The following is a 23,576-nucleotide window of genomic DNA, read 5'->3' on the forward strand; positions in this document are numbered from 1 at the left end:
AAAGACATGTAGTGGCAGCGCGCAGGATGGGTAGAGCCCTCGCACGTTTCGTCACCAGGGCTGGCGGGTTCTCCGCCACGCGACCCATCCTGCCCGCCATGAGCTGCGAATGCCCCGGTTCACAACACTGTTATTGCGACCGATGGTCCCCTCCCTCTCAACTGGGCGTTCTGCGCCTGTTGTTGTAGCTTGCGCGAGCAAGAGCCCGTTGCCGGGAGGAACTGACATGACCAACGTCGCACTCGACCGCCGCAGCCTTTTCGCCGCCGGCGGCACCGTCCTCGCAACCGGGGTCTTGGTATCAGCCTTCCCCGGCCTCCTGGTGCCGGCGCGCGCGGACGGCCTCGCACCGACCCAGTCGATGTCGGGCGGGGCGAACAATTACCGCAAGGGCGCGGCGATCGTGGAGCGTATCGGCAAGGGCGGCTTCTGGATGAGCGGCACCGTGCGCCGCGCCGGTGACGGCGCTCCGCTCGCCGGGCAGCGCATCCAGATCTGGGCCCACACGGTCGAAGGGCAGGAGCACGAGCCGCAGAGCCATGGCGCCACGCTCACCGACAAGGACGGCAAGTTCCGGCTGGAGATGCCGCAGATCATTCCGATCTTCGGCCAGCCGCATGGCCACCTCGCCTATGACAGCGGCGAATTCAAAACCGTGTTCCTGCGGCCGGTGATGCGGAGCGCCAAGGAAACCAGCCTCGAGGCGCACTTCGTGCTGCAGCCGGCCTGAGCTGACCTGCAAATGAGGGGATGGAAATCGGCCCGGGCGGTCCTGATCTGGGTCGCCCTTGCCCTTGCCATCGGCGTGCCGATCGCCGCTGCTGCAGCAAGCGAGCAACTCGCATGGCGCGGCCCGGTCTACATTCTCGCCGGCTTCGCCGGGATCATCGCCCTCGGCCTCGTGCTGGCGCAACCGCTGCTGATCGGCGGATATCTGCCGGGCCTGTCGGCCTATCGCCGACGGCGCGCCCATCACTGGATCGGCGGCACGCTTGCCGTGGCGATTGTGATTCATGTCGCCGGCCTCTGGTTCACCAGCCCGCCCGACATGATCGATGCCCTGACCTACACATCGCCGACGCCGTTCTCTCCCTTCGGCGTGACCGCGATGTGGGCCATCTTCATCGTTGCGGTTCTGGCGCTGCTGCGCCGGCGGTTGGGACTGCGGCTGCGAACCTGGCGCATCGTCCATATCCCTCTCGCGATCATCATCGTCGCAGGCAGCGTGGTGCATTGCCTGCTGATCGAGGGGACGATGGAGACGATCTCGAAGGTCGCGCTGTGCGCGCTCGTCCTAGCGGCAACCATAAAGGTCATGATCGACCTCTGGAGACGACGGACGTTGCGCGGCGAGAGTGTTGCGCGGCAGTAAACGCGCGGAATTGCCCGCGCGTCGCAGACCTGCTTGATCGAACACATTGAGCGTCACTCATTGGGGGGCGTCCAGCGCCGGTGTCCCTCTGCTTGCCGCAGATGGCGAGGGCGCATATCCTTGCGCGATGGCCGCCAGCGATCCCGATCTGAAAGCCTTCCTGCTCGCCACACCGTTCTTCGGCGGTCTCGCGGAGCCGAGCCTCGACCTCCTGATTTCAATGCTGGTCGAGCGCCGCTTCGATGCCAACGCGACCGTCGTCGCGGAGGGAGAGGCAGGACGCTCGATGTTCATCGTCAAATCCGGTCGGCTGGCGGTGAGCAAACGCGTCGGTTCGGGCAGCGTCATTCCGCTTTCCGGCCTGGAGCCAGGCGATTTCTTCGGCGAGATGACGCTGATCGAAATGCAGAACCGCTCCGCCACGGTTGTCGCGGAAAGCCCGACCGAACTGTACGAGCTGACGGCCCAGAAGCTCTACGCTTGCTACAAGGCCGATATCCGCGCCTATGTGATCGTCCTGCAGAACATCAATCGCGAGCTGTGCCGACGGCTGCGACGGGCGGATGAGCGGTTCGCGACACTGCAGGTAGGTGGCTCAATTGATGATGCGCAGGACGTGTAGAGCCGTTGCGAAACCATCATGTTTCGCCACTGAGCAAGGCTCGATGGGTCTTGGAAATCACGACTTATCGTGCGCGTACTTCTCCAAGACCAGCCGCTCATATTCATCTCGTACGGCTCTTCGCGAAACATGCCCTTTCCGGTCTTTGGCGATTTTCAGAAGGTCGGGATCAGTCGGTGCCCTCGACGTCCGCCTGAATCTCGCAAAGAACCGGGTCGGAGCTGACGACGTCCTTCCAAACAGCCGGTCAAACCATTCCATGGTGTCCTCCCGGACGGACCGCAGGCTACGACATTATCACCGTGAGTTTAGGGGTCAAAAGGACAGCGTGACTGCACTTTGCGAAGAGCGCCACCGCAAGTGGCTATCGATCCCAACGATTTTGACCCGTCGGGCAAAACACCCCCCCTCTCGCAAAATCGCGTCAACCCCTTTTTGCGAAAATATTCCACTTTACCGAAATTCGGTTTTGCGGCATTCTCCCGCCATCCCGGTCCAGGGAGAGGGGCGATCGTACGTCGTCACGAACGTGGGCCGGGGTGCGGTGGACGCGGCAGCGCCGGGCACGCGAAGGTGGGATCAGGGCGAGATGAATCTCGTGAGGTCCCGACTGCGTGCGGACGGACGGCGCTTAGGTCCGGCGAAGCCGGGCCGGCTGCGTACGGCGAAAGCGCGTGGTCCTGACCGTCGTTGCTACGGTCAAGCCTTGCGGAGATGGGTCGGGGCTCAACCGGGTCTCGGGACATCGCCAATTCGCGAGGTGACGGAGGCCAGAAGGAACTCGGCTCCGGGGAGAGCGCGCATAAGCCGTCAAACCATCGCGCAGGGAAGGCCGGGTGTTTTCCGGCCCACCTGTTGTCCCGCTTGCGCATCTGCGTGTGCAAATTCTTCGCGCGGCGGATCATGGGTGCCAGCCGGCACCCGGCCTTCCCTGCGCCCTCTTCACTTGGAGAGGGTCAAGGAAACCAGCAAAACTCGGACGCTTCGCGCCGCGAGAACGTTGCGTTATGTGTGAACACAGGAATGACCGAGCTTTCTCGCCTCGCCCGTGCCGCTCGCGGATCAGCGGCGGGCGGCGATCGCCGTCAGCTCCAGCTTGACGCCCGGGCCGAGATCCGCAACGCCGATGGCGGCACGCGCCGGCAGATGGTCCGCGGTGAAATAGCGCTTCCACACCTGGTTGAGCGCCGCCTTGTCGGCGAGATCAACCACAAAGATCGTCACCTGCAGAACGCAGGAGAGATCGGAGCCGGCCCCATCAAGCAGGGTCTTCAACTGGCGCAGCACATCGTCGGCCTGGCCCGCCATGTCGAGCCCCGCATCTTCAGGGACGATGCCGCCGAGATAGAGCACGCCGTTATGCTCGACGATCTCGTGGAGCAGTCCTTCATAGGGCAGGGAACGTTTGATCACGATGGCATCCGGGAAGTTGCGGGCTCGCTGGCCAGGCGCAAGGCTTGTTTCAATAAGGCTCGCTTCAATGGGGAAGCTGGTGCTGCCAGACAGGATTGAACTGTCGACCTCTCCATTACCAATGGAGTGCTCTACCACTGAGCTACGGCAGCATGTGCTGGTGAAAGAATCGGGCGCCCGAGGGGCCTACCAAGCGGGCCGATATCTGCCACAAGCCCCCCTCCTGTGCAAGCTTGCAAGCCCCGCCGAAACGAGAAAATCGAGCCGATATCGGGGCCAAAATGCCCCATTTGATGGGAAATCATCGACTTTCCGCCGATTCGGGGCCCGATATCCCGGCCAACTGGCCAGTTGCCCGGAACGCTGGACTTGCTCCATTTCGCGTTTCGCACGATCGGATCGCGTCGGCCTCTTGAGCTGCCACACTTCGATGGCATCCTGTCCCCGATTTCCGTGAATGGACCTTTGATGACCGACCAGAACGACAAGAGCGCGAGCCAGACGCGGGCGTCCCGCGACGACCGGCTGAAATCGGCGCTGCGCGAGAACCTGAAGCGGCGGAAGCTGCAGGCGCGCGAACGCGCCGCAAGCACCGACCCCTCGCAGAACGACGATGGTTCCCTAAATGAGGGGGCCGCTGGCAAGACCGGTAATTGAAGGCGGGCGGCTGGAATTTTTGGAGTGCATGAGGTGGCCATGGGGCAGGACGAACCGCAACGAACCGACCGTGACGCGCAGCTGTCGCGCTTCATTCGCCCCGAGCAGACCTTTCCGGCGCTGACACCGGCCGAGATCGAACGGATCAGGCACTTCGGCGAAATCCGCACGTTCGTGGATGGCGAGTTGCTGTTCGAGACCGGCAAGCCCGGCCCCGGCATGTTCGTCGTGCTGAAGGGCCTTGTCGCGATCACCCAGCGCGACGGGCTCGGTCACGTCACCCCGGTGATCGACCAGGGGCCGGGGCAATTCCTGGCCGAGCTCAGCCAGCTCTCCGGCCAGCCGGCGCTGGTCGACGGCCGCGCCGAGGGCGATGTCGAGACGCTGCTGCTGCCGCCGGACCGGCTGCGCGCGCTGCTGGTCGCCGAGGCCGAGCTCGGCGAGCGCATCATGCGGGCGCTGATCCTGCGCCGGGTCAATCTGATCCAGGGCGGCGCCGGCGGCCCCGTGCTGATCGGACCGTCGAACTCCGCCGGCGTGGTGCGGTTGCAGGGGTTCCTCACCCGCAACGGCCAGCCGCATCATCTGCTCGATCCCGATCGCGATTGCGATGCGGCCGAACTGATCGCGCGGTATTCGCCGAAGCCCGAAGACTGGCCGTTGGTCGTCACCGCCGATGGCGCGGTGCTGCGCAACCCGAACGAGACCGAGCTCGCGCGCGCCATCGGCATGATCGGCGGCGCGAAGGGCGACCGCATCTACGACGTTGCGGTCGTCGGCTGCGGACCCGCAGGGCTCGCCACCGCCGTGTATGCCGCGTCCGAAGGGCTGTCGGTCGCCGTGCTCGACACCCGCGCCTTCGGTGGTCAGGCCGGCGCCAGCGCGCGCATCGAGAACTATCTGGGCTTCCCGACCGGCATCTCGGGCCAGGCCCTGACCGCGCGTGCCTTCACCCAGGCGCAGAAGTTCGGCGCCGACATCATGATTCCGGTGACGGTGAAGTCGCTCGACTGCACGCGCGATAATGGCGCATTTTCGGTGGCGCTCGAGGGCTGCGATCCCTTGCGCTCGCGCGCGGTGGTGGTCGCGAGCGGCGCGCGCTATCGCCGGCCGGAGATCGAGAACCTCGACAAGTTCGAGGGACGCGGCGTCTGGTACTGGGCCTCTCCGGTCGAGGCGCGGCTCTGCGCCGGCGAGGAGGTGGCTCTCGTCGGTGCCGGCAATTCGGCAGGGCAGGCCGCCGTGTTCCTGTCGGGCCACGCCAGACGCGTGCTGATGATCATCCGCGGCGGCGGCTTGGGCGCCAGCATGTCGCGCTATCTCATCGAGCGCATCGAAGCGACGCCGAACATCGAATTGATGTTCAACACCGAGATCACCGCGCTCGAGGGCGACGAGGCCGCGCTGCTGCGGCGCATCCGCTGGAAGAGCCGGTTGTCGGACGACGAGGATTTCGCCGACATCCGCAATCTCTTCCTGTTCGTCGGCGCCGATCCCGCCACCTCCTGGCTCGACGGCTGCGGTGTGACGCTCGATCGCGGCGGCTTCGTCGTGACAGGTGCGCAGTCCGAGCAGAACCAGGGCAAGCTGGTGGCGCCGCTGGAAACCTCCGTGCCCGGCGTCTACGCCGTCGGCGACGTCCGCTCCGGCTCGGTCAAGCGCGTCGGCGGCGCCATCGGCGAGGGCGCGCAGGTCGTGGCGTCCCTGCACGGCTATCTCGGCGACGTCGCAAAACCGGCGCTTTAGGCAAGCAGAAGACAAGGAGATGGCAAGCCAAATCCGGCTTGCCATCTTGCTGTGTCCCACAGACTATCGCTCGTCGCGGGACCAACCGCGCGTAGAAAAACAACGATTCCCAAGGGAGGACCAAATGGCTGAAATCGTCGTGCTGTACAAGACACCCAAGGACGCTGCCGCCTTCGACAAGTACTATGCCGAGACGCACATTCCGCTCGCCAAGAAACTTCCCGGCCTGAAGAAATACGCTGTCAGCAAGGGGCCGGTCGCATCTCCCGCAGGTCCTTCCGGAATCCATCTCGTCGCCATCCTCACCTTCGACAGCGTGGCCGACATTCAGGTGGCATTCGCCAGCCCCGAAGGCAAGGCGACCGGCGCCGACGTGCCCAAATTCGCCAGCGGCGGTGCCGACCTCCTGATCTTCGACACCAAGGAAGTGTGAAGGATCGATTCGACTTTCGTCGAAAACGGCCGTCCTTCGTGACGGCGACGCAAAAAAATCGGCCACGCGTTTGTCGATTCGCACGATGACGCATGGCCGCGTCTTTGCATGTGACGACAACGCAGGTGGCAATCCCATGAGGACCGTAATACTACTCTCATCATCTCAACGCGGAGAATAGGAGAGATGTCATGGTCCTTGGGTTGAGTCTGCACGCCCTTACGCTGATCCATGTCATCATCAGCCTGATCGCCATCGTCGCCGGCCTCGTCGTGATGTTCGGCCTGCTCGGCTCGAAGCCGATGCCGGCCCTCACCGCGATCTTCCTGCTGACCACGATCCTCACCAGCGCCACCGGTTTCCTGTTCCCGTTCAAGGAGCTACTGCCCTCGCACATCATCGGCATCATCTCGCTGGTGCTGCTCGCGGTCGCCTGCGTCGCGCTGTACGGCATGAAACTCGCCGGAGTCTGGCGCCCGGTCTATATCGTGACCGCGATGATCTCGCTCTATTTCAACGTCTTCGTGCTGGTCATCCAGTCGTTCCTGAAGGTGCCGGCGCTCGCCGCGCTCGCACCGGCCGTGCCGCCGGCGCCGCCGTCCGGTCCGGTGTTCGCCGTGGTGCAGGGCATCGTGCTGGTGTTCTTCGTGGTGCTGACCATCGGCGCCTGGCGCCGCTTCCGACCGATGGCGTTCGCCTGACCGTTCGCACGCGCGACGCATTCATGCGTCATTCCGGGGCCTCGCGCAGCGATGAACTCTGGTGCGCAATCGCGCACCCGAGAATCTCGATTTGACAATCTCCAGATTCCGGGTTCACGCGTCGCGTGCCCCGGAATGACTCCCTCACTACAGGAGCCCTGCAATGCCCACCATCACCACCAAAGACGGCGTCGAGATTTTCTACAAGGATTGGGGCTCTGGCCAGCCGATCGTGTTCAGCCATGGCTGGCCGCTGTCGGCGGACGACTGGGACGCGCAGATGCTGTACTTCGTGACGCGCGGCTACCGCGTCGTCGCCCATGACCGCCGCGGCCACGGCCGCTCGGCGCAGGTCGCCGACGGCCACGACATGGATCACTATGCCGACGATCTCGCCGCGCTCACCGCCCATCTCGACCTCAAGAACGCCATTCATGTCGGCCATTCCACCGGCGGCGGCGAGGTCGTGCACTACATCGCGCGCCACGGCGAGAGCCGGGTGGCGAAAGCCGCGATCCTCTCTGCCGTGCCGCCGCTGATGGTGCAGACCGCAGCCAATCCCGGCGGCCTGCCGAAGAGCGTGTTCGACGATCTCCAGAAGCAGCTCGCCGCCAGCCGCACGCAATTCTACCGCGACCTCCCCGCCGGCCCGTTCTACGGCTACAACCGCCCCGGCGCAAAGCCGTCGGAAGCGGTGATCCAGAACTGGTGGCGCCAGGGCATGATGGGTGGCGCCAAGGCCCATTACGACGGCATCGTCGCGTTCTCGCAAACCGATTTCACCGAGGACCTCAAGAAGATCAACGTGCCGGTGCTGGTGATGCACGGCGACGACGACCAGATCGTGCCTTACGCCGATTCCGCGCCGCTCTCGGCCAAGCTGCTCAAGAAGGGCATCCTGAAGACCTACAAGGGCTTTCCGCACGGCATGCCGACCACGCACGCGGAAACCATCAACGCCGATCTCCTGGCGTTCTTCAGGGAGTGAGTGACGCTTACCCTCCCCAGGAGGGGTCCGGGACGAGCGTAGCTCGCCCGTGGTCGATCGCGCGCAGCGCGAGCGGGGTGGGGTGATCTCTCCAATCGGGCAGTGCTTCCGTGGAGGGACTGTCACCCCACCCCGTCTCACATTTCGCTGCGCTCCATGTGAGCCGACCCTCCCCCTCCAGGGGAGGGTTTGCCATCTCACTTCAAGATCGCCCTGATCACATCGAAGGTGCGCTTGACGAAAGCTTCCGGCTTCTCCCGCGCGCCTTCGCCGATCCAGCTCTTGCCGCCGACGCGCATGACGCCGGTGGCGATCATGGCGACGAGCCGCGCCTTCTGTCGGTCCGACTTGGTGCGGGCGCGCTGTGCCAGGCTGTCGGCAGCGCGCGCTCGATCTTTTCGTATTTGAGCTGGTCGCGCGCCAGTAGTGCGGGATTGTCGCGCTTGAGCCGCGACATCGCGACGCGAAATAATGGAAGAAGCCGCGCCGCGACACGTCCGCTGCCGCCGCGATGTCGTCGATGGTGGTGGTCTCGAAGCCGCGCTCCAGGAGTAAGGTCATCGCCGCGCGGCCCAGCCGCTCGCGGGTCACTGCCGCTTGCGCTGGCGCAGGCCGGTTGCGGACGGAGATTTCTCCCCTGCGGACAATGACTTGACGCCTTTCCCGGCGAGCTTCGAAGCCTTCAAATCGTTTCACCTCTTGCAAACTTGCACTCAGTGCACATTTAGACCGGTCGCGGGCCTTTTCCATCCCTGAAAGCCGCGGAGACCTGGCATGACCGACTGGACCACGGCAGACATCCCCTCACTCCGCGGCAAGACCGTCGTCGTGACGGGGGCGACGGGCGGCCTCGGTTACGAGACGGCGATGGCGCTCGCGGGGGCCGGTGCCATCGTCATACTCACCGGACGCGACGACGCGAAGGGCCTGCGGGCGATCGAAGGCATTTGCGAGCGGTTTCCCGACGCCCTGATCGCCTATGAGCATCTCGACCTCGCAAGCCTTGCCTCCATCGCCGATTTCGCCGGGCGCTTTGCCGCCGAGAACGAACGGCTCGATCTCCTCGTCAACAATGCCGGCGTGATGGCGCTGCCGAAGCGGCAGCAGACGGAGGATGGTTTCGAGATGCAGCTCGGCACCAACTATCTCGGTCACTACACCCTGACGGCGCGGTTGTTGCCGCAGCTTCGCCGTGCCAAGGCGCCTCGCATCGTCAATCTCTCGAGCCTTGCCCACCGCTCCGGTGCGATCAATTTCGACGATCTGCACAGCAAGCATTCCTATCGTCCCTGGCGCGCCTACCGCCAATCCAAGCTGGCGATGCTGATGTTTGCGCTGGAGCTGCAACGCCGCAGCCTCGCCGCCGGCTGGGGCCTGACGAGCGTTGCCGCCCATCCCGGCTATGCGCGGACCGACCTCATCACCAACGGGCCGGGCACCGACACAGTCCAGGGGCGGCTTGACCGACTGTTGCGGCCGTTGATCAGCCAGTCCGCAGCCGAAGGCGCGCTGCCCACGCTGTTTGCGGCGACCTCCCCGGACGCCGAGCCCGGCGGCTATTACGGTCCAAACGGCTTCTACGAATTGAAGGGACCTCCTGGGCCGGCGAGGATCATGCCGCAGGCGAAGGATCTCGCTGCCGCTGCCAGGCTGTGGGATGCTTCGGCAGCGCTGACCGGCGTATCCTTCGACGAGATCGCGGCCGCCGCATGAGCCGCGAGGCTGCTGGAGACATTCCGATGAAGGTCATCATCTTCGGCGCGACCGGCATGGTCGGGCAGGGCGTTTTGCGCGAATGCCTGGTCGATCCCGGCATCGACCGCGTGCTCGTGGTCGGCCGCAGCCCGACCGGCGTGCGCAACGCCAAGCTCACCGAGATCATCCACGAGGATTTTCTGAATTATTCAGCGATCGAAGCCCAGCTCACCGGATACGACGCCTGCTTCTTCTGCCTCGGCGTCTCCTCAATCGGCATGAGCGAGCAGCGCTATCGCCACCTCACCTATGATCTCACGCTCGCTGCCGCGACGACGCTGGCGCGCCTCAATCCGCAGATGGTCTTCACCTATGTCACCGGCGCCGGCACCGATTCCACCGAGCGGGGCCGGCGGATGTGGGCGCGGATCAAGGGCAAGACCGAGAATGATCTTCTCAGGCTGCCGTTCAAGGCCGCCTACATGTTTCGGCCCGGCGCGATCCAGCCCCTGCACGGCGCCCGGTCCAAGACTCCCTGGGTGCAGGCTGTCTATGCCGTGAGCGGGCCGCTCTGGTCGGTGCTGCGCCGGATTTCGCCGCGGCTCGTGACCTCGACCGAGCAGATCGGCCGCGCCATGATCCGCGTTGCCCGGGAGGGGTATCCGCGCAGGGTGCTAGAGATGGAGGATATCAATAGCCTCTAACCTGCCGGCCGGTTAGTTTGCGCGGAAATTTCGGGGCCCGCGCGCGTTGAGCCCTGACCCCTCCAATGGAGAAGCGTCGGAAATGTCGCCCCAGCTCAAACTGATCGCGCTCGACGCCGACGACCTCGCCGTGATCTCGACCCATGTCCAGGACGCCCGAGTCCAGACCTCCGACATCATCTGGCGGCAGGGCGAGAAGCGGCTCGTGGTCGGAATGAGCCGGCTGGACTGGGAGCAGACATTGGAGGGCGAGGCCGAACCACGCCGGCTGGTCGCCGCGCTCCGTTTCGACCGTGTGCTCGCCTGCAAGTCGCGCAACATCGATCTCGCCGCGCCGGACAAGGTGCTGGACCTCGTCGGCATTGAATTTCACTCCCAGGACGGGCGCCACGAGGAGCCCGGCGGCAGCGCCCTGCTTCTGTTCGCCCAGGGCGGCGCCATCCGCCTCGATGTCGAGTGCCTGGAATGCGAGCTGACCGACCTCGGGGACGACGCGCTGGGAACGGGGATCGAGGGGGAGGGGTAAAGTGGCCGGTATACCAGTCGAATGGGCTGAGGCCCTCGCCGGAACGGCATCTGCCGAGGGTTGACGCAGCTTCCCCGCCGCGCCATTGAGCAGGGGACCCGGTGCGCCGATCCGCCCCCAAAATACCAGCCAGAAGCCAAGCGAAACATGCCCGTTCGCCTCGACCGCAGCAGCGCCGATTTTGACCAGCGATTCGCCGCCTTCCTCGCCGCCAAGCGCGAGGCTTCGGCCGATGTCGAGGCCGCCGCGCGCGCGATCGTCGACGACGTGGCCAGGCGCGGCGATGCCGCCCTGCTCGAAGCCACGGCAAAGTTCGACCGGCTGACGCTGGATGCATCCTCCTTGCGCGTCTCCGCCGCCGAGATCGAAGCCGCAGAGAAGGCCTGCGATGCCGCGACGCTGGATGCACTCAAGCTCGCGCGGGACCGCATCGAGACCTATCACCGCCGTCAGCTTCCAAAGGACGAGCGCTTCACCGACCCGCTCGGCGTCGAGCTCGGCTGGCGCTACACCGCGATCGAATCCGTCGGCCTCTACGTGCCCGGCGGCACCGCGGCCTATCCGTCCTCGGTGCTGATGAACGCAGTGCCCGCGAAAGTCGCCGGCGTTTCGCGCCTCGTGATGGTGGTGCCTTCGCCGGACGGCAAGCTCAATCCGCTGGTGCTGGCGGCCGCGCATCTCGGCGGCGTCACAGAGATCTACCGTGTCGGTGGCGCGCAGGCCGTTGCCGCGCTCGCGCACGGCACCGCGACGATCGCGCCGGTCGCAAAGATCGTCGGCCCCGGCAACGCCTATGTCGCCGCCGCAAAGCGGCTGGTGTTCGGGAAGGTCGGTATCGACATGATCGCCGGCCCCTCGGAGGTGCTGGTGATTGCCGACGATACCGGCAACGCCGACTGGATCGCCGCCGACCTATTGGCGCAGGCCGAGCACGATGCCAGCGCGCAGTCGATCCTGATAACGGACTCGGCACGCCTTGCCGCCGACGTCGCAAAGGCGGTCGAGGCGCAGTTGAAGACGCTGCCGCGCGCGGCGATCGCAGGCAGCTCCTGGGCCGATTTCGGCGCCATCATCATGGTGAAGAACCTTGCCGAGGCGATCCCGCTCGCAGACGCCATCGCTGCCGAGCATCTCGAGATCATGACCACAGATCCCGACGCGCTCGCCGCAAAGATCCGCAATGCCGGCGCGGTGTTCCTTGGGCCCCATACGCCCGAGGCGATCGGCGACTATGTCGGCGGCTCCAATCACGTGCTGCCGACGGCGCGCTCGGCGCGATTTTCCTCGGGGCTCTCGGTGCACGACTTCATCAAGCGCACCTCGATCCTGAAATGCGGACCCGATCAATTGCGTGCGCTGGGTCCGGCCGCGATGACGCTGGGCAAGGCGGAGGGGCTGGACGCCCATTCGCGTTCGATTGGATTGCGCCTCAATCTGTCATGACAAAGCCGCCCGAACAGGACGACTCGACCAATCGCATCGTTGCGATCACGCTCGATGAGGAGTCGATCGGCCGTTCCGGGCCGGATATCGATCGAGCATGAGCGGGCGATCGCGATCTACGATCTGATCGAGCAGAATTTGTTCGCGCCCGAGGGCGCGGAGGGGAAGGGCCCGTTCACGCTGCATATCGGCATCACCGGCAACCGATTGATGTTCGACATCCGCCGTGAGGACGGCACGCCTGTCGTCGCGCATCTGCTGTCGCTGACGCCGTTCCGGCGGATCGTGAAGGACTATTTCATGATCTGCGACAGCTACTACCAGGCGATCCGCACAGCGACCCCCGACAAGATCGAGGCGATCGACATGGGCCGCCGCGGCATTCACGACGAGGGATCGCGCACGCTCCAGGAGCGACTGAAGGGCAAGGTGCGGGTCGACTTCGAGACCTCGCGCCGCCTGTTCACGCTCATTACTGTCCTTCATTGGAAAGGCTAAACGCGGATGGCTGCGCCCCCACGCGCACGCGATCCGCAATCGGTGCTGTTCGCCTGTGCGATGAACAGCGTACGCTCGCCGATGGCCGAGAGCCTGTTGCTGCACATGTTTCCGCAGGGCCTCTACGTGAAGTCGGCCGGTACCCGGAAGGGTGAGCTCGATCCATTCGCGGTCGCCGTGATGGCCGAGCTCGGCCAGGACATCTCGGCCCACAAGCCCCAGACCTTCGAGGAGCTGGAGGACTGGGAGGGGCTGAATTTCGACCTCATCATCACGCTCTCGCCCGAGGCGCATCACAAGGCGCTGGAGCTGACGCGGACACTCGCGGCCGAGGTCGAATACTGGCCGACGCAGGATCCCACCATCACCGAAGGCAGCCGCGACCAGAAGCTCGCTGCCTACCGCGAGGTCTGCGATCAGCTCTTGATGCGCATCCGCCGGCGCTTCGCCAAGTCGGGCGCGGCCTCCGGGTGATCTCGTGCCTCCCGCGCAGCGTAGCGTGCAACGATGTGCTGCAGAGCCGAGGGCCCATCTCATGCCGCGCCGGGTCCGGGACCTTCCGTAACACCCGCGTCACAGAGCGCAGGCACAGGCATGTCGGACACCTCGAATCACCAAACCTCCGGTTCCCGGTTGTGAAATCAGCCCCCTTCCGATAGGTTCCACGCGCAATTCACCCCTCCGCTTCATCCCGCAAATCACCTGATGCTCGGCCGCCCCAAATTCGTACTTGCCTCCGGTTCGCCGCGTCGCCTGTCGCTGCTCAACCAGGCCGGCATCGAGCCCGACGCGCTCCGGCCGGCCGATGTCGACGAGACGCCCAAGCGGGGCGAGCTGCCGCGCGCCTGCGCCAACCGCCTCGCCCGGGCCAAGGCCGATGCGGCGCTGAAATCGGTGCAGCTGGACGATGAGCTGCGCGGCGCCTTCATCCTCGCCGCGGACACCGTGGTGGCGGTCGGTCGGCGCATCCTTCCCAAGGCCAATCTGGTCGACGAAGCCGCGCAATGCCTGCGGCTGCTGTCGGGCCGCAACCACCGCGTCTACACCGCGATCTGCCTCGTCACGCCGCGCGAGGCGTTCCGCCAGCGCCTGGTCGAGACCCGCGTGCGCTTCAAGCGTCTGTCGGAGGAGGACATCCAGGCCTATATCGGTTCAGGCGAATGGCGCGGAAAAGCCGGCGGCTACGCCGTGCAGGGCATCGCCGGCTCCTTCGTGGTGAAGATGGTGGGGTCCTACACCAACGTCGTCGGCTTGCCGCTGTACGAGACCACGACGCTGCTCGGCGGCGAAGGTTTTCCGATCCGTTTCGGCTGGCTCAACACCACCGCGGTGTGAATGCAGCAGCCGCGCCGGTGGGCGCCCCAGCAAGAATCGCGAAGACAAGCCCATGCAAAGCAGCATCGTCGCTCCGGACACAGGCGGACCGCATCTGTTGCCGTCCAGGGAACCCGGCTGCCGACAGGCGCTTGAACTTCACCGCGTGTAAGCTGCCGCCGACATCATGGACGACGAAGTCAAAAAGCAAGCCGGCCCGCTCAAGACCTGCCCGATCTGCGGCAAGCCGCAGGCGCAGGCCACCCGCCCGTTCTGCTCCTCGCGCTGCCGCGACGTCGATCTGAACCGCTGGCTGAAAGGCTCCTACGTCATCCCCGGCCGCGACGACGAAGCGGATGACGTTGAATAACTAAGTAATATCAATTAATTACCGATATGGACGCCGCGCCGCGCGCAGGCGATGGCAGGACGGCCGCATCTTGTGCACAGCCGGGCCGAGCCCCGCGAAGCCAAAGGTGAAGCGTGGGTGGACAGGCCGCCCCGAGCCCACTATAAACCGCCCGCTCGATGGGCTTTGGCCCCTCTCTTGGAGCACGCCCAGGTAGCTCAGTTGGTAGAGCATGCGACTGAAAATCGCAGTGTCGGTGGTTCGATTCCGCCCCTGGGCACCATTCCCCTGACGACATCTGCGAGATGTGGCTGGTCCCGAGCCACCACCCTCCTTCGCTATACGAGCCCGGCTGTCGCTGATATGATCCTCGCCATTGGACGGTAAACGGCAGCTTGCCACCAACTTTTCTGCGATGCCGGCCTTCTGATCAGACCTCGATCCCGCTCGCGCCCTTTCGCATTGCCTCGACAAGAACGCTGAACAAATTCGTCAACGGCTGCCGCGTCCCCGCTCACATTTGGAGATGTGCCATGGCTGCATCGGACTGGCGTCTCGAAGGCGAATGGATGAAGAACTGCAATTGCGCGTTTGGCTGCCCCTGCGATTTCAACGCTCTACCGACCCTCGGCTATTGCAAAGGCATGGTCGGCATGCGGATCACGACGGGGCATTTTGAGGGCGTCAAGCTCGATGGCCTTTGTTTTGCGGTCGTGGTGGATTTCCCCGGCGCGCTGCATCAAGGCAACGGCAAGATGCAGCCCATCGTCGACGAACGCGCCACACCGGAGCAGCGACAGGCGCTGTTCAACATTCTGTCGGGCAAGCATTCGGCCGAGGGCACGCTGTTCCACATCTTCAGCCTGATCGTGACGACCATTCACGATCCGATCTTCGCGCCGTTCGAATTTTCCTTCGACAGGGATGGTCGTGTCGCAAAACTCGTCGCCGGCGAGGTGCTCGAGACCGAGGTGGAGCCGATCAAGAATCCCGTGACCGGTGCGCCACATCGAGTTCAAGTGGTCATGCCCGAGGGCTTCGAGCACAGGGCTGCCGAGATCGCGTCCGCCAACATCCGCTCGACCGGCGCGATCACGTTCGAGACACGGGGCACGCACAGTTCGCTCGCCAATGTCGTGCAGACGCCCGAGGGCGTCGCGGCGTGATGCGGCGCCGACATCGGGGCCGCAGCTTCGGTGTCAGCTCGTCATCTTCCGGGGAGCGCGACACGCGCGTCGACGGATGAAGGTTCGGCTCCCCCGATTCGTCACTGCGCTGGCGGATTAACCTATGCACGGGCGTGCGATACTGGAACATCTGCTCCACCGCGATCGCTTGATCGTCGCGATCGGGACCGCCGCCGTGGCGGCGCTTGCCTGGGCCTATCTCGCGGGCGGCGCGGGCATGGACACCGACATGATGGCCGAGATGCCGGACATGGCCCCGATGCCGTGGACGCTACGCTCTGCCGTGCTGCTGTTCGCGATGTGGTGGGTGATGATGATCGCGATGATGGCGCCGAGCGCGGGGCCTACGGTCCTGTTGTATGCGACGATCAGGCACAAGGACGAGACTGCATCCCGCGCAGCAATCGATGCCTGGATCTTTCTCGCCGGATACCTCGTGACATGGGCTGGGTTCAGTCTCGCTGCCGTCCTGGCACAATGGGCACTCGAACGCCTCGGCCTCCTGTCGATGGCAATGGCAAGCACCAGCGCGGTTCTGGGCGGCGTCATCTTGCTAGCCGCGGGGCTTTACCAGTTCACGCCGCTCAAGCGCGCCTGCCTGCGGTACTGCGAGAGCCCGCTGTTGTTTCTCAGCCGGCATTGGCGGCCCGGCACGCGCGGGGCATTCCGCATGGGGCTGCGCCACGGCAGCTACTGCGTCGGCTGCTGTTGGTTTCTGATGGCCTTGCTGTTTGTCGGCGGCGTGATGAACCTGGTCTGGATCATCGGCCTCATGCTCTATGTCGCCGGCGAGAAGCTGCTGCCGTTCGGCCGAAGATTGAGCTATGCAGCAGGCGGGATCCTCATCCTGTCCGGGGCGATCATTATTGCGCGCGCGGTGTGAGGCCCGAAACTGCCGGGACTGCTCGGATACCGCCTCCCAATATGCCGAAAAGCCGAACGACTAAGCCTTGCCCAACCGGAGCTTAAGGTTGTCCTGCCTGTGAATGCGATTGCCACCCTTCGGGGCGCCATCAACTTGTCTCCCGGACTTCGCAAGTCTTCGTAGAAGCCGAGAGACGGCTGAAATCCGTGCGTTTCAGCCCTCGTTTGCGTTCGGCTGTCCGCTGATAGCCGAAGCACCGCGCCGCGCGGAGCTCGTTCCCGAGCCGGATCGTATCCCCCCATCCTGGCACTCCGCTTGCTCAGTCAGGAGCCAAGCCAAGGTCTCGGCAAGTAGGCCGTTTCAGGTTGAGGCAAGTGATGCAGAAAATGTCCCGTTCTGGTGCTGCCGGTGAACTCCGGCTCGATGCATTGATCGCCGATTTGTGGTGGCGCGTTCGGCTCCTGAACACCGACATCCTCGAGGAGGAAGCTCGGGCCAGGGTGTTCGACGTGAACCAGCCGACCTATCCGCTGCTCGCGCTCAACCTGCGCACACGACGCGACAACCTGGTGTCGACGATCGGCGTGCTCGAGCAGCGCGCGAAATCAATGTCGGAAGCGGCTTGAGAGCAGTATCGGGGCCGGCGGCCGCGCCACGCCGCGGGCCGTCGGCGCACGGGATGCAACGAGCATCGTCGCATGGCTCGAATGCCCCCGGCGCTTGTCGGGGCATGAGTTGAATTCACGCCGCGCCTGGCTGTGATATTGCTGGCCTCTGCAATCCCGCGAGGCCTCCATGCTCCCCATTCCCGCCGATATCTTCACCGAGCCCGAGGACGTCTCGCCCGACGGCCTTGCCAATCTTGGCCCGCTGCGGCGGCTGGCCGGCACTTGGCAGGCGGACAAAGGCATCGACGTCAATCCGAAGGCGGAAGGGCCGGAGCGGCGAACCTTCATCGAGCGCATCCGCATGGACCCGATCGATCCGCAGGCCAACGGGCCGCAGCTGCTGTACGGTCTGCGCTATCACATCCACATCAACACGCCCGAGGAAGATATCACCTTCCACGACCAGGTCGGCTATTGGCTGTGGGAGCCGGCGACCGGGCTGATCATGCAGACGCTGGCGATCCCGCGCGGGCAGGTGCTGCTGGCCTCGGGCAAGGCCGGGCCGGATGACAGGACGATCACGGTCACCGCCAAACGCGGCGATACCGCTTACGGGATCTGCTCGACCGACTTCCTGGAACAGGCTTTCCGCACCGATGCCTACCGCTGCGACATCACCTTCAACGACAACGGCAGCTGGACCTATCTGATCCAGACCGAGTTGTTCGTGCGCGGCGCGCCGTTCAATCATCGCGACACCAACACGCTCCAGCTCGTCGCGCCGCCAAAGCTCAATCCGCTGGCGCTGATCGTCAACGATCGCGCCAAGGAGAATGCAGCAGCCGGCGGTGGATCCCTCGCCTGAGCGCTATCCGGAGAATTGCATGAAGCCCTATGTCATCTGTCTGATGCACTCCAGCCTGGACGGCCGCACGCATCCGAGCCGCTGGCGTCCGAAGGGGGCAGGCACGGATTGGTTCGAGAAGATCCATGACGAACTCGGCGGCGATGCCTGGGTGATCGGCCGCGTCACCGGGGCGGAGTTCGCCAAGGGCAAGCCCTATCCCGCAACGGACGCGACATTCCCGCGCGAAAGCTGGTTTGCGCGGCGCGATGCGAAGACCTATGGCGTGGTGCTCGATGCACAGGGCAAGATCGGCTGGGGGCGCTCGGACATTGGCGGCGACCCGATCGTCGTCGTGCTGACCGAGCGTGTGCCGGATTCGCATCTCGCCGGCCTTCGCGGCGAGGGCGTGTCCTACATCTTTGCCGGCAAGTCCGAGATCGACCTTGGGCTGACGCTGGACATCCTCGCCCGCGAGCTGGGCGTGAAGCGTCTGCTGGTGGAGGGCGGCGGCGTCGCCAACGGCGCGTTCCTGCGCGCCGGTCTCATCGACGAATTCAATCTGATCCTCAGCCCGGCAATCGACGGCGCAAAAGGCGCACCCTTCGTGTTCGATTCGCCAGAGACGGACAGCGACCGGCGTGCGCCGATCACCGCGATGACGCTGGAGAGCACGCGCGAGCTCGGCGGCGGCGTCCTGCTGCTGCGATATCTGATCAAGAACGATCCTCAGGCAGCGAGCCGGTAAGCGCGGCATGTCCGATCCATCCGAGCACATCGTCATTGTCGGCGCCGGCGCGGCCGGCCTGATGGCGGCGCGCGAGTTGGCGCGTGCCGGCCGGAAGGTGACGATCCTGGAGGCACGCCAGCGCTGTGGCGGCCGCATTCATCCGCTGCCGGCCTCGGAGTTCGGCTATCCCGCCGATGGCGGCGCTGAATTCGTTCATGGCGAGGCGCCGGTCACGCGCGCACTCCTGCGCGATGCCGGGCTGTCCCTTCAGGAGATCGAAGGCGAGCAGTGGAGCTTTGACGGGACGAGGCTCGCGCGCGAGGATCGCCGCGATCTCCATGAGGCGGAGCTTCAAGCCACACTGCGGGGCTTGAAGGACGATCTCGTGGTCGCCGATTTCCTGCGCCGGCATTTTGCCGGGGACGACTATGCGCCGATGCGCCATTCGATCGAACGAATGGTCGAGGGTTACGATGCGGCCGACCCCGAGCGCGCGTCCACGCTGGCGTTGCGCGCGGAATGGATGGATGGCGGACACGCTCAGCAGGCGCGGATCGACGGCGGATACGGCGCCATGATCGATGCGCTGGCGGCCGACTGCCGCAGGCACGGCGCGACCATCCGCCTCGGCTGTGTCGTGTCGGCCCTCGCGGAGGAGGGCGGCGCGGTGGCCGTTCGCTGCGCTGGCGGTGATGTGCACTCCTGTGATCGCGCGATCCTCACCGTGCCGCTGCCGCTGCTGCGCGAGATCGCGTTGCCGGGGGAGGCGCGCGCGAAGCTTGCCGCTGCCGACGACATCGGCTTCGGCAACGTCATCAAGATCCTTCTGCGCTTCGCGCGGCCATGGTGGCGCGAGCGCAAGGAAAATCTCGCGGACATGACCTTCCTCTTGTCCGACCAGGCGATCCCGGTGTGGTGGACGCGGTATCCGGACCCGCGCCCCGTGCTCACGGGCTGGTTTGGCGGCCCGCGCACGGCGGAGCTGGAAAGCCTCGATCCGCAAGGACTGGTCGATGCCGGGCTCGGCTCGCTCGCCGCCGTGTTCGGCCTGCCGCGCGATGACATCACGCGCGAGCTCGTGGCGGCGGCGGCGATCAACTGGGCGCATGATCGATTCGCGCGCGGCGCCTATTCGTGGGCGACGCCGCGGACGCGGGAGGCACAAGCGATCCTCGCACGTGCCGACGGGCGCGTGCTGTTTTCGGGTGAAGCGCTCTATCGCGGCCGCGATATGGGCACGGTCGAGGCAGCGCTCGCGAGTGGGCTGGAGACGGCGGAGAGGATCTTGCAGGGATAACGGAAAGGCCCGCATCTCTGCGGGCCTTTTGTCTTACCAGCGTCCGCCGCCGAAGCTGAACGTCACGCCGGGGCCGCCGCCGTAATAGCCGTACGGTCCGCCGCCGTAATAGCCTTGGTGCCGCGGATAGTAACCGTAGCTTCTGTAATGGGGCCGGTAATGGCCGTGATGATGCCGCCAATGATGATTGTGACCGTGCCAGCGATGGTGCCTGCGGTGCGCGCTGATGTCGGTGGACTGGCTATCCTGCGCGGTCTGCTTGGCGCTTCCGCCGCCTGCCGCGTTGGCCGCCGATCCGCCGGCGAACGCCGCAGCACCGAGGGCGATCGCGGCAATGAGATACTTCATGTCGTCACTCCAGTTGAATGTCGTGTGACAACACATGGGTGCCGGCTGCGTTCCAGCCAGTGCGGGCGTCGAAACGACGCAGCGCGCGATGTGCGACGTCACGCGGATGATCGTGTGTCGTGATGTATTGTCGCATCACCGGCGCGCCGTCGCCATCACTTCGCCGCGAATGATGCGACGACCTCGTCCGTCGTGACGATACGCGCGAATTCGCCGTTGAGATTCGACAGCGTCATTGCGTGGATTTCCTCGGCGGAATGCGCCTCGCCGTCGGGTCCGATGCGGTCGAACGTCCAGGTCGCATCGCGCACCAGGTATGCATCGAAGCCGAGATTGCCCGCCATCCGTGTCGTCGTTTCGACGCAATGATTCGTGGTGGCGCCGCAGATGACAAGCCTGGCGATGTTGCTTGCGCGCAGGCGCGTCTCGAGCTCCGTGCCGATGAAGGCGCTGTTGACGCGCTTGACGATCACGGGCTCGCCGTCCTGCTCGCGCGCCTCGTCCTTGACCGCGTAGCCGGAACGCGATGGCAGAAACGACGAATTCGGCTTCGTGCCTTCGTGGCGGATGTGGAAGATCGGCGCGCGATTCGTCCTGAAGGCCTTCAGCAGATCGACGATGCGCGCCACCGCATCCGGATTGTTGCGTCGCTTGCCCGCCGCCTCCCATTCGTCGAATGCGCGCTGGACGTCGACGACGATGAGGGCGGGGAGGGAGGCGGTCATGATCGGAGCTTTCGTGCGGGGCCGTTGAAGCGAATATGCGAGCCGATCAGGGAAGCGCAATGCCGATCTTCCCTCGTTTCGCGACAGTTTCCGTGCCCCGGACGCAGCGCAGCTCGAAGGTGCGCCTGCAGAGCCGCGACATCAGAATAGGGCTACGCGGGCCGCGGGAATTCTTTCTATGGATGCGGATCGGGAAAGCCGTGGCGCTCGGAGAGCGCGGCGAGGATCGCGTCCTTGTCGGCGATGAAGGCGCGGCCATGATGGCTGCCAGTCTGGTGCGGCGAAGTCGCTCCAGTCGCGAGCACGAGCAGCGGCAGCGATTGGTTCTCCTCGCCGACCAGCGCGATCACGGCTTGCCGCGGACGTGGCCAGGGGATCCGCTCGACGTCGAGCTTTTCGGCGAGCGCCGGAAACGAGGCCAGCACGCCCTCGATCAGCGCGCAATGCCAGCAATAGAACCGGTGACCCGGAAAGGCCGGATCCTCGAAACCGGGACGCAGCAGAAACAGGCGGTCGCGCGTCATGGGTCGCTCCGAAGCATGGCCGCCTTGCTGAGGATCAAGGCGGCACGGTCTGGCCGGCCTAGTGTCGAGGCCCCAAATGGTTGGGGATCGATAGGGTCAAGAAAGGACGCCATGCCGGGGCCGATCAGTCAACCGCAGTCACTCGCCGACGTGACGACACTGCCGGAGCTCCTGCGCTGGCGCGTCCGTACGACGCCGGCGGCGGAGGCCTATCGCCATTTTGACGGCGCTGCCGGACGCTGGGTCAGTCAGTCCTGGCAGGAAATCGATGCAGAATTCGAGCGCTGGCGGCGGGCGCTGGCTGCGGAGGGCTTCTCGGCCGGCGAGCGCGTCGCCATCCTGATGCCGAACGGCATTGCGCATGTCGCGATGGACCAGGCGGCGCTGTCGCGTGGGCTCGTGCCGGTGCCGATGCATGCCGTCGACAACCCGGACAGCATCGCCTACATCCTCGCCGATTCCGGTGCGCTGCTGCTGTTCGTGGATACGCTGTCGCGCTGGCAGGCGATCACCGCCACTGGCCAGCCCCTCGACCATCTCAAGCGCATCGTCTGCGCGGATGCGGCGGGGCTCACTGCTGCCGATGCCCGTATCGTCGCGCTCGATCGCTGGCTTGCAGAGCCTCGAAGCGCTAGCGCGCCGCTGGCTGACGTCGCGGTCGAGCCGGGCGACCTTGCCGCCATCGTCTACACTTCGGGCACGACCGGCCGGCCCAAGGGCGTGATGCTGTCGCATGGCAACATCGTCGCCAACGTGAAGGCCGTCGCGCGGCGCATCGCGGCCGTGCCGAACGACGTCTTCTTGTCCTTTCTGCCGCTCTCGCATACCTTCGAGCGTACCGGCGGCTATTATTATCCGATCGCGGTTGGGGCCTGCGTCGCCTATGCGCGCTCGGTTTCGCAGCTTGGGGAAGACCTGAGAATCGTACGGCCGACGGTGCTGGTCTCGGTGCCGCGCATCTATGAGCGCATCTACGCCCTCATCATGCAACATCGCGCGGCGGCCGGTGGCGCAGAACGCGCGCTGCTCGATCTTGCGCTTGTTGTCGGAGGCCGGCGCTTCGATGCGCGGCAGGGTCGCGGCTCGCCGACGCTGTTCGACCGGCTCGCCTGGCCGCTCCTGAAGCGTTTCGTCGCCGATAAGGTGTTGGCCCAGTTCGGCGGGCGCCTGCGCGTTGCGGTCTCCGGCGGCGCTCCGATTGCCGAGCCGGTCATCCGCCTGTTTCTCGCGCTCGGGCTCGACGTCCTTCAGGGCTATGGCATGACCGAGACCTCGCCGGTCGTTTCCGTCAATACGCCGGACGACAACGATCCATCCTCGGTCGGCCGCGTCCTGGACGGGCTGGAGGTCAGGCTCGGCGAGCTCGACGAGCTGCTCGTTCGCGGGCCGAGCGTGATGCTCGGCTACTGGCACAAGCCGGAGGAAACGCGCAGGGTCAAGCAGGCCGACGGCTGGCTGCACACCGGCGATCAGGCTCGCATCGAGAACGGGCGTATCACCATCACCGGCCGCATCAAGGACATCCTGGTCACTTCAACCGGCGAGAAGATCGCGCCGGTGGATCTGGAGACCGCGATCCTCGCCGATCCCCTGTTCGAGCAGGCACTGGTGATCGGCGAACAGCGGCCGTTCCTCGCCGCGCTGGTCGTGCTGAATGCAAAGGCCTGGGTGCAAGAGAAAGAAAGGCTCGCGGCGAGCGGCAAGCAAGGCGCCGCGGCGGAACGGGCCGCGCTGCTGGCCAGAATAGCGGCGGCCGTGAAGGCCTACCCGTCCTACGCGACGCCGCGCGCGGTCTGGTGGACCCTGGATCCATGGACGATTGCCGGCGGCCTGCTCACGCCGACGCTGAAGAACAAGCGCCCCGCGCTCGAGCGCCGCTTCGCCGCCGAGATCGAGCAGATCTACGCCAAGAAGCCGGCGCCGATAACGTCGACGTGATTTCGCCTCCGGCCGCCCTTGATCCAGCGCAACTTCGGCCGCCGCCGCC

26 protein-coding genes, 2 tRNA genes and 2 pseudogenes are annotated in these 23,576 nt (G+C 65.4%); 24 read left to right on the plus strand and 6 right to left on the minus strand.

The genetic code is table 11. The features are described 5' to 3' along the window. The first annotated feature begins 226 nt into the window (after positions 1-226). From ABIF91_RS19670 to ABIF91_RS19680, 3 genes are all read left to right on the plus strand, one after another. Positions 227-730 (plus strand): twin-arginine translocation pathway signal, encoded by a 504-nt coding sequence (locus ABIF91_RS19670; RefSeq protein WP_028176550.1) that lies wholly within the window; start codon positions 227-229, stop codon positions 728-730. 12 nt (positions 731-742) lie between these two features. Continuing rightward, positions 743-1,372 carry a ferric reductase-like transmembrane domain-containing protein gene (locus tag ABIF91_RS19675; protein WP_028176549.1) on the plus strand — a complete coding sequence of 210 codons (630 nt, stop codon included), beginning with the start codon at positions 743-745 and terminating at the stop codon, positions 1,370-1,372. A 127-nt stretch (positions 1,373-1,499) separates the two neighbouring features. Further along, positions 1,500-1,994, plus strand: a complete 495-nt coding sequence (locus tag ABIF91_RS19680; protein WP_424579318.1) for a Crp/Fnr family transcriptional regulator — start codon at positions 1,500-1,502, stop codon at positions 1,992-1,994. A 1,062-nt stretch (positions 1,995-3,056) separates the two neighbouring features. Here the strand turns inward: ABIF91_RS19680 and ABIF91_RS19685 are convergent. Together ABIF91_RS19685 and ABIF91_RS19690 are read right to left on the minus strand one after the other, a co-directional pair. Further along, positions 3,057-3,407: a RidA family protein gene (locus ABIF91_RS19685; protein ID WP_035669267.1), complete on the minus strand. Its 351-nt coding sequence runs from the start codon at positions 3,405-3,407 to the stop codon at positions 3,057-3,059. Positions 3,408-3,484: 77 nt separating this feature from the next. After that, positions 3,485-3,559 (minus strand) — tRNA-Thr (locus tag ABIF91_RS19690). A gap of 316 nt (positions 3,560-3,875) precedes the next feature. Between ABIF91_RS19690 and ABIF91_RS19695 the strand changes: the two genes are divergently transcribed. The 5 genes from ABIF91_RS19695 to ABIF91_RS19715 all read left to right on the plus strand — a co-directional run bounded on the left by ABIF91_RS19695 (position 3,876) and on the right by ABIF91_RS19715 (position 7,932). Next, a complete protein-coding gene (locus ABIF91_RS19695; protein WP_028176546.1) occupies positions 3,876-4,064 on the plus strand; it encodes a hypothetical protein in 189 nt (62 codons plus the stop codon). Positions 4,065-4,103: 39 nt separating this feature from the next. Continuing rightward, the gene (locus ABIF91_RS19700; RefSeq protein WP_028176545.1) at positions 4,104-5,810 is read left to right on the plus strand and encodes an FAD-dependent oxidoreductase; all 1,707 of its coding nucleotides are present in this window, start codon (positions 4,104-4,106) and stop codon (positions 5,808-5,810) included. A gap of 124 nt (positions 5,811-5,934) precedes the next feature. Beyond that, a complete protein-coding gene (locus ABIF91_RS19705) occupies positions 5,935-6,243 on the plus strand; it encodes an EthD family reductase (protein WP_028176544.1) in 309 nt (102 codons plus the stop codon). A 191-nt stretch (positions 6,244-6,434) separates the two neighbouring features. Next, positions 6,435-6,944 carry a hypothetical protein gene (locus ABIF91_RS19710; protein ID WP_028176543.1) on the plus strand — a complete coding sequence of 170 codons (510 nt, stop codon included), beginning with the start codon at positions 6,435-6,437 and terminating at the stop codon, positions 6,942-6,944. Positions 6,945-7,107: 163 nt separating this feature from the next. Further along, the gene (locus ABIF91_RS19715; RefSeq protein WP_035669270.1) at positions 7,108-7,932 is read left to right on the plus strand and encodes an alpha/beta fold hydrolase; all 825 of its coding nucleotides are present in this window, start codon (positions 7,108-7,110) and stop codon (positions 7,930-7,932) included. Between the two features lie 510 nt (positions 7,933-8,442). On the opposite strand, the pseudogene ABIF91_RS19720 reads toward ABIF91_RS19715, so the two are convergent. Continuing rightward, positions 8,443-8,682: pseudogene (locus ABIF91_RS19720) on the minus strand (hypothetical protein); the annotation flags it as partial. A 24-nt stretch (positions 8,683-8,706) separates the two neighbouring features. Between ABIF91_RS19720 and ABIF91_RS19725 the strand changes: the two are divergent. The 15 genes and pseudogenes from ABIF91_RS19725 (at position 8,707) to ABIF91_RS19795 (ending at position 19,992) form a co-directional block, all read left to right on the plus strand. Then, positions 8,707-9,645 (plus strand): SDR family oxidoreductase, encoded by a 939-nt coding sequence (locus ABIF91_RS19725; RefSeq protein ID WP_028176542.1) that lies wholly within the window; start codon positions 8,707-8,709, stop codon positions 9,643-9,645. A gap of 26 nt (positions 9,646-9,671) precedes the next feature. Continuing rightward, complete coding sequence (locus tag ABIF91_RS19730; protein WP_028176541.1) at positions 9,672-10,331, plus strand: NAD-dependent epimerase/dehydratase family protein; 660 nt, start codon at positions 9,672-9,674, stop codon at positions 10,329-10,331. Between the two features lie 82 nt (positions 10,332-10,413). Continuing rightward, complete coding sequence (locus ABIF91_RS19735) at positions 10,414-10,857, plus strand: DUF2948 family protein (protein WP_028176540.1); 444 nt, start codon at positions 10,414-10,416, stop codon at positions 10,855-10,857. A 147-nt stretch (positions 10,858-11,004) separates the two neighbouring features. Continuing rightward, positions 11,005-12,300, plus strand: a complete 1,296-nt coding sequence (hisD, locus tag ABIF91_RS19740; protein WP_028176539.1) for a histidinol dehydrogenase — start codon at positions 11,005-11,007, stop codon at positions 12,298-12,300. Then, positions 12,297-12,798 (plus strand): annotated as a pseudogene (locus ABIF91_RS19745) (UPF0262 family protein). The gene hisD and the pseudogene ABIF91_RS19745 overlap by 4 nt, the downstream one beginning before the upstream one ends. 6 nt (positions 12,799-12,804) lie before the next feature. After that, entirely contained in the window at positions 12,805-13,272 is a 468-nt protein-coding gene (locus ABIF91_RS19750) for a low molecular weight phosphatase family protein (protein ID WP_028176537.1), read from the plus strand. Positions 13,273-13,503: 231 nt separating this feature from the next. Further along, the gene (locus ABIF91_RS19755; protein WP_028176536.1) at positions 13,504-14,133 is read left to right on the plus strand and encodes a Maf-like protein; all 630 of its coding nucleotides are present in this window, start codon (positions 13,504-13,506) and stop codon (positions 14,131-14,133) included. 166 nt (positions 14,134-14,299) lie between these two features. Further along, complete coding sequence (gene yacG, locus ABIF91_RS19760; RefSeq protein ID WP_028176535.1) at positions 14,300-14,482, plus strand: DNA gyrase inhibitor YacG; 183 nt, start codon at positions 14,300-14,302, stop codon at positions 14,480-14,482. Positions 14,483-14,668: 186 nt separating this feature from the next. Then, positions 14,669-14,744, plus strand: a tRNA-Phe gene (locus ABIF91_RS19765). A 250-nt stretch (positions 14,745-14,994) separates the two neighbouring features. Further along, positions 14,995-15,627: a DUF1326 domain-containing protein gene (locus ABIF91_RS19770; RefSeq protein ID WP_028176534.1), complete on the plus strand. Its 633-nt coding sequence runs from the start codon at positions 14,995-14,997 to the stop codon at positions 15,625-15,627. A 169-nt stretch (positions 15,628-15,796) separates the two neighbouring features. Next, positions 15,797-16,531 carry a DUF2182 domain-containing protein gene (locus tag ABIF91_RS19775; RefSeq protein WP_347335848.1) on the plus strand — a complete coding sequence of 245 codons (735 nt, stop codon included), beginning with the start codon at positions 15,797-15,799 and terminating at the stop codon, positions 16,529-16,531. A gap of 359 nt (positions 16,532-16,890) precedes the next feature. Next, positions 16,891-17,139: a hypothetical protein gene (locus ABIF91_RS19780; RefSeq protein ID WP_028176532.1), complete on the plus strand. Its 249-nt coding sequence runs from the start codon at positions 16,891-16,893 to the stop codon at positions 17,137-17,139. Positions 17,140-17,308: 169 nt separating this feature from the next. Next, a complete protein-coding gene (locus tag ABIF91_RS19785; protein WP_035669277.1) occupies positions 17,309-17,986 on the plus strand; it encodes an FABP family protein in 678 nt (225 codons plus the stop codon). A 19-nt stretch (positions 17,987-18,005) separates the two neighbouring features. Continuing rightward, entirely contained in the window at positions 18,006-18,713 is a 708-nt protein-coding gene (locus ABIF91_RS19790) for a RibD family protein (protein WP_028176530.1), read from the plus strand. 7 nt (positions 18,714-18,720) lie between these two features. After that, a complete protein-coding gene (locus tag ABIF91_RS19795; protein WP_028176529.1) occupies positions 18,721-19,992 on the plus strand; it encodes a flavin monoamine oxidase family protein in 1,272 nt (423 codons plus the stop codon). Positions 19,993-20,025: 33 nt separating this feature from the next. On the opposite strand, the gene ABIF91_RS19800 is transcribed toward ABIF91_RS19795, so the two are convergent. The 3 genes from ABIF91_RS19800 to ABIF91_RS19810 form a co-directional block, all read right to left on the minus strand. Next, complete coding sequence (locus tag ABIF91_RS19800) at positions 20,026-20,340, minus strand: hypothetical protein (RefSeq protein WP_028176528.1); 315 nt, start codon at positions 20,338-20,340, stop codon at positions 20,026-20,028. A 155-nt stretch (positions 20,341-20,495) separates the two neighbouring features. Continuing rightward, on the minus strand, positions 20,496-21,065 hold the full coding sequence (locus ABIF91_RS19805; protein ID WP_028176527.1) for a cysteine hydrolase family protein: 570 nt from the start codon (positions 21,063-21,065) through the stop codon (positions 20,496-20,498). A 176-nt stretch (positions 21,066-21,241) separates the two neighbouring features. Continuing rightward, the gene (locus ABIF91_RS19810) at positions 21,242-21,589 is read right to left on the minus strand and encodes a DUF3088 domain-containing protein (protein ID WP_028176526.1); all 348 of its coding nucleotides are present in this window, start codon (positions 21,587-21,589) and stop codon (positions 21,242-21,244) included. Positions 21,590-21,700: 111 nt separating this feature from the next. Here ABIF91_RS19810 and ABIF91_RS19815 point away from each other — a divergent pair, with 111 nt between their 5' ends. After that, a complete protein-coding gene (locus ABIF91_RS19815; RefSeq protein WP_028176525.1) occupies positions 21,701-23,527 on the plus strand; it encodes an AMP-dependent synthetase/ligase in 1,827 nt (608 codons plus the stop codon). The last annotated feature ends 49 nt before the right edge of the window (positions 23,528-23,576 follow it).

Origin of the sequence: Bradyrhizobium sp. USDA 241, from assembly GCF_049739505.1 — a bacterium.
In the GTDB taxonomy this organism is placed as follows: Bacteria; Pseudomonadota; Alphaproteobacteria; order Rhizobiales; family Xanthobacteraceae; genus Bradyrhizobium; species Bradyrhizobium liaoningense.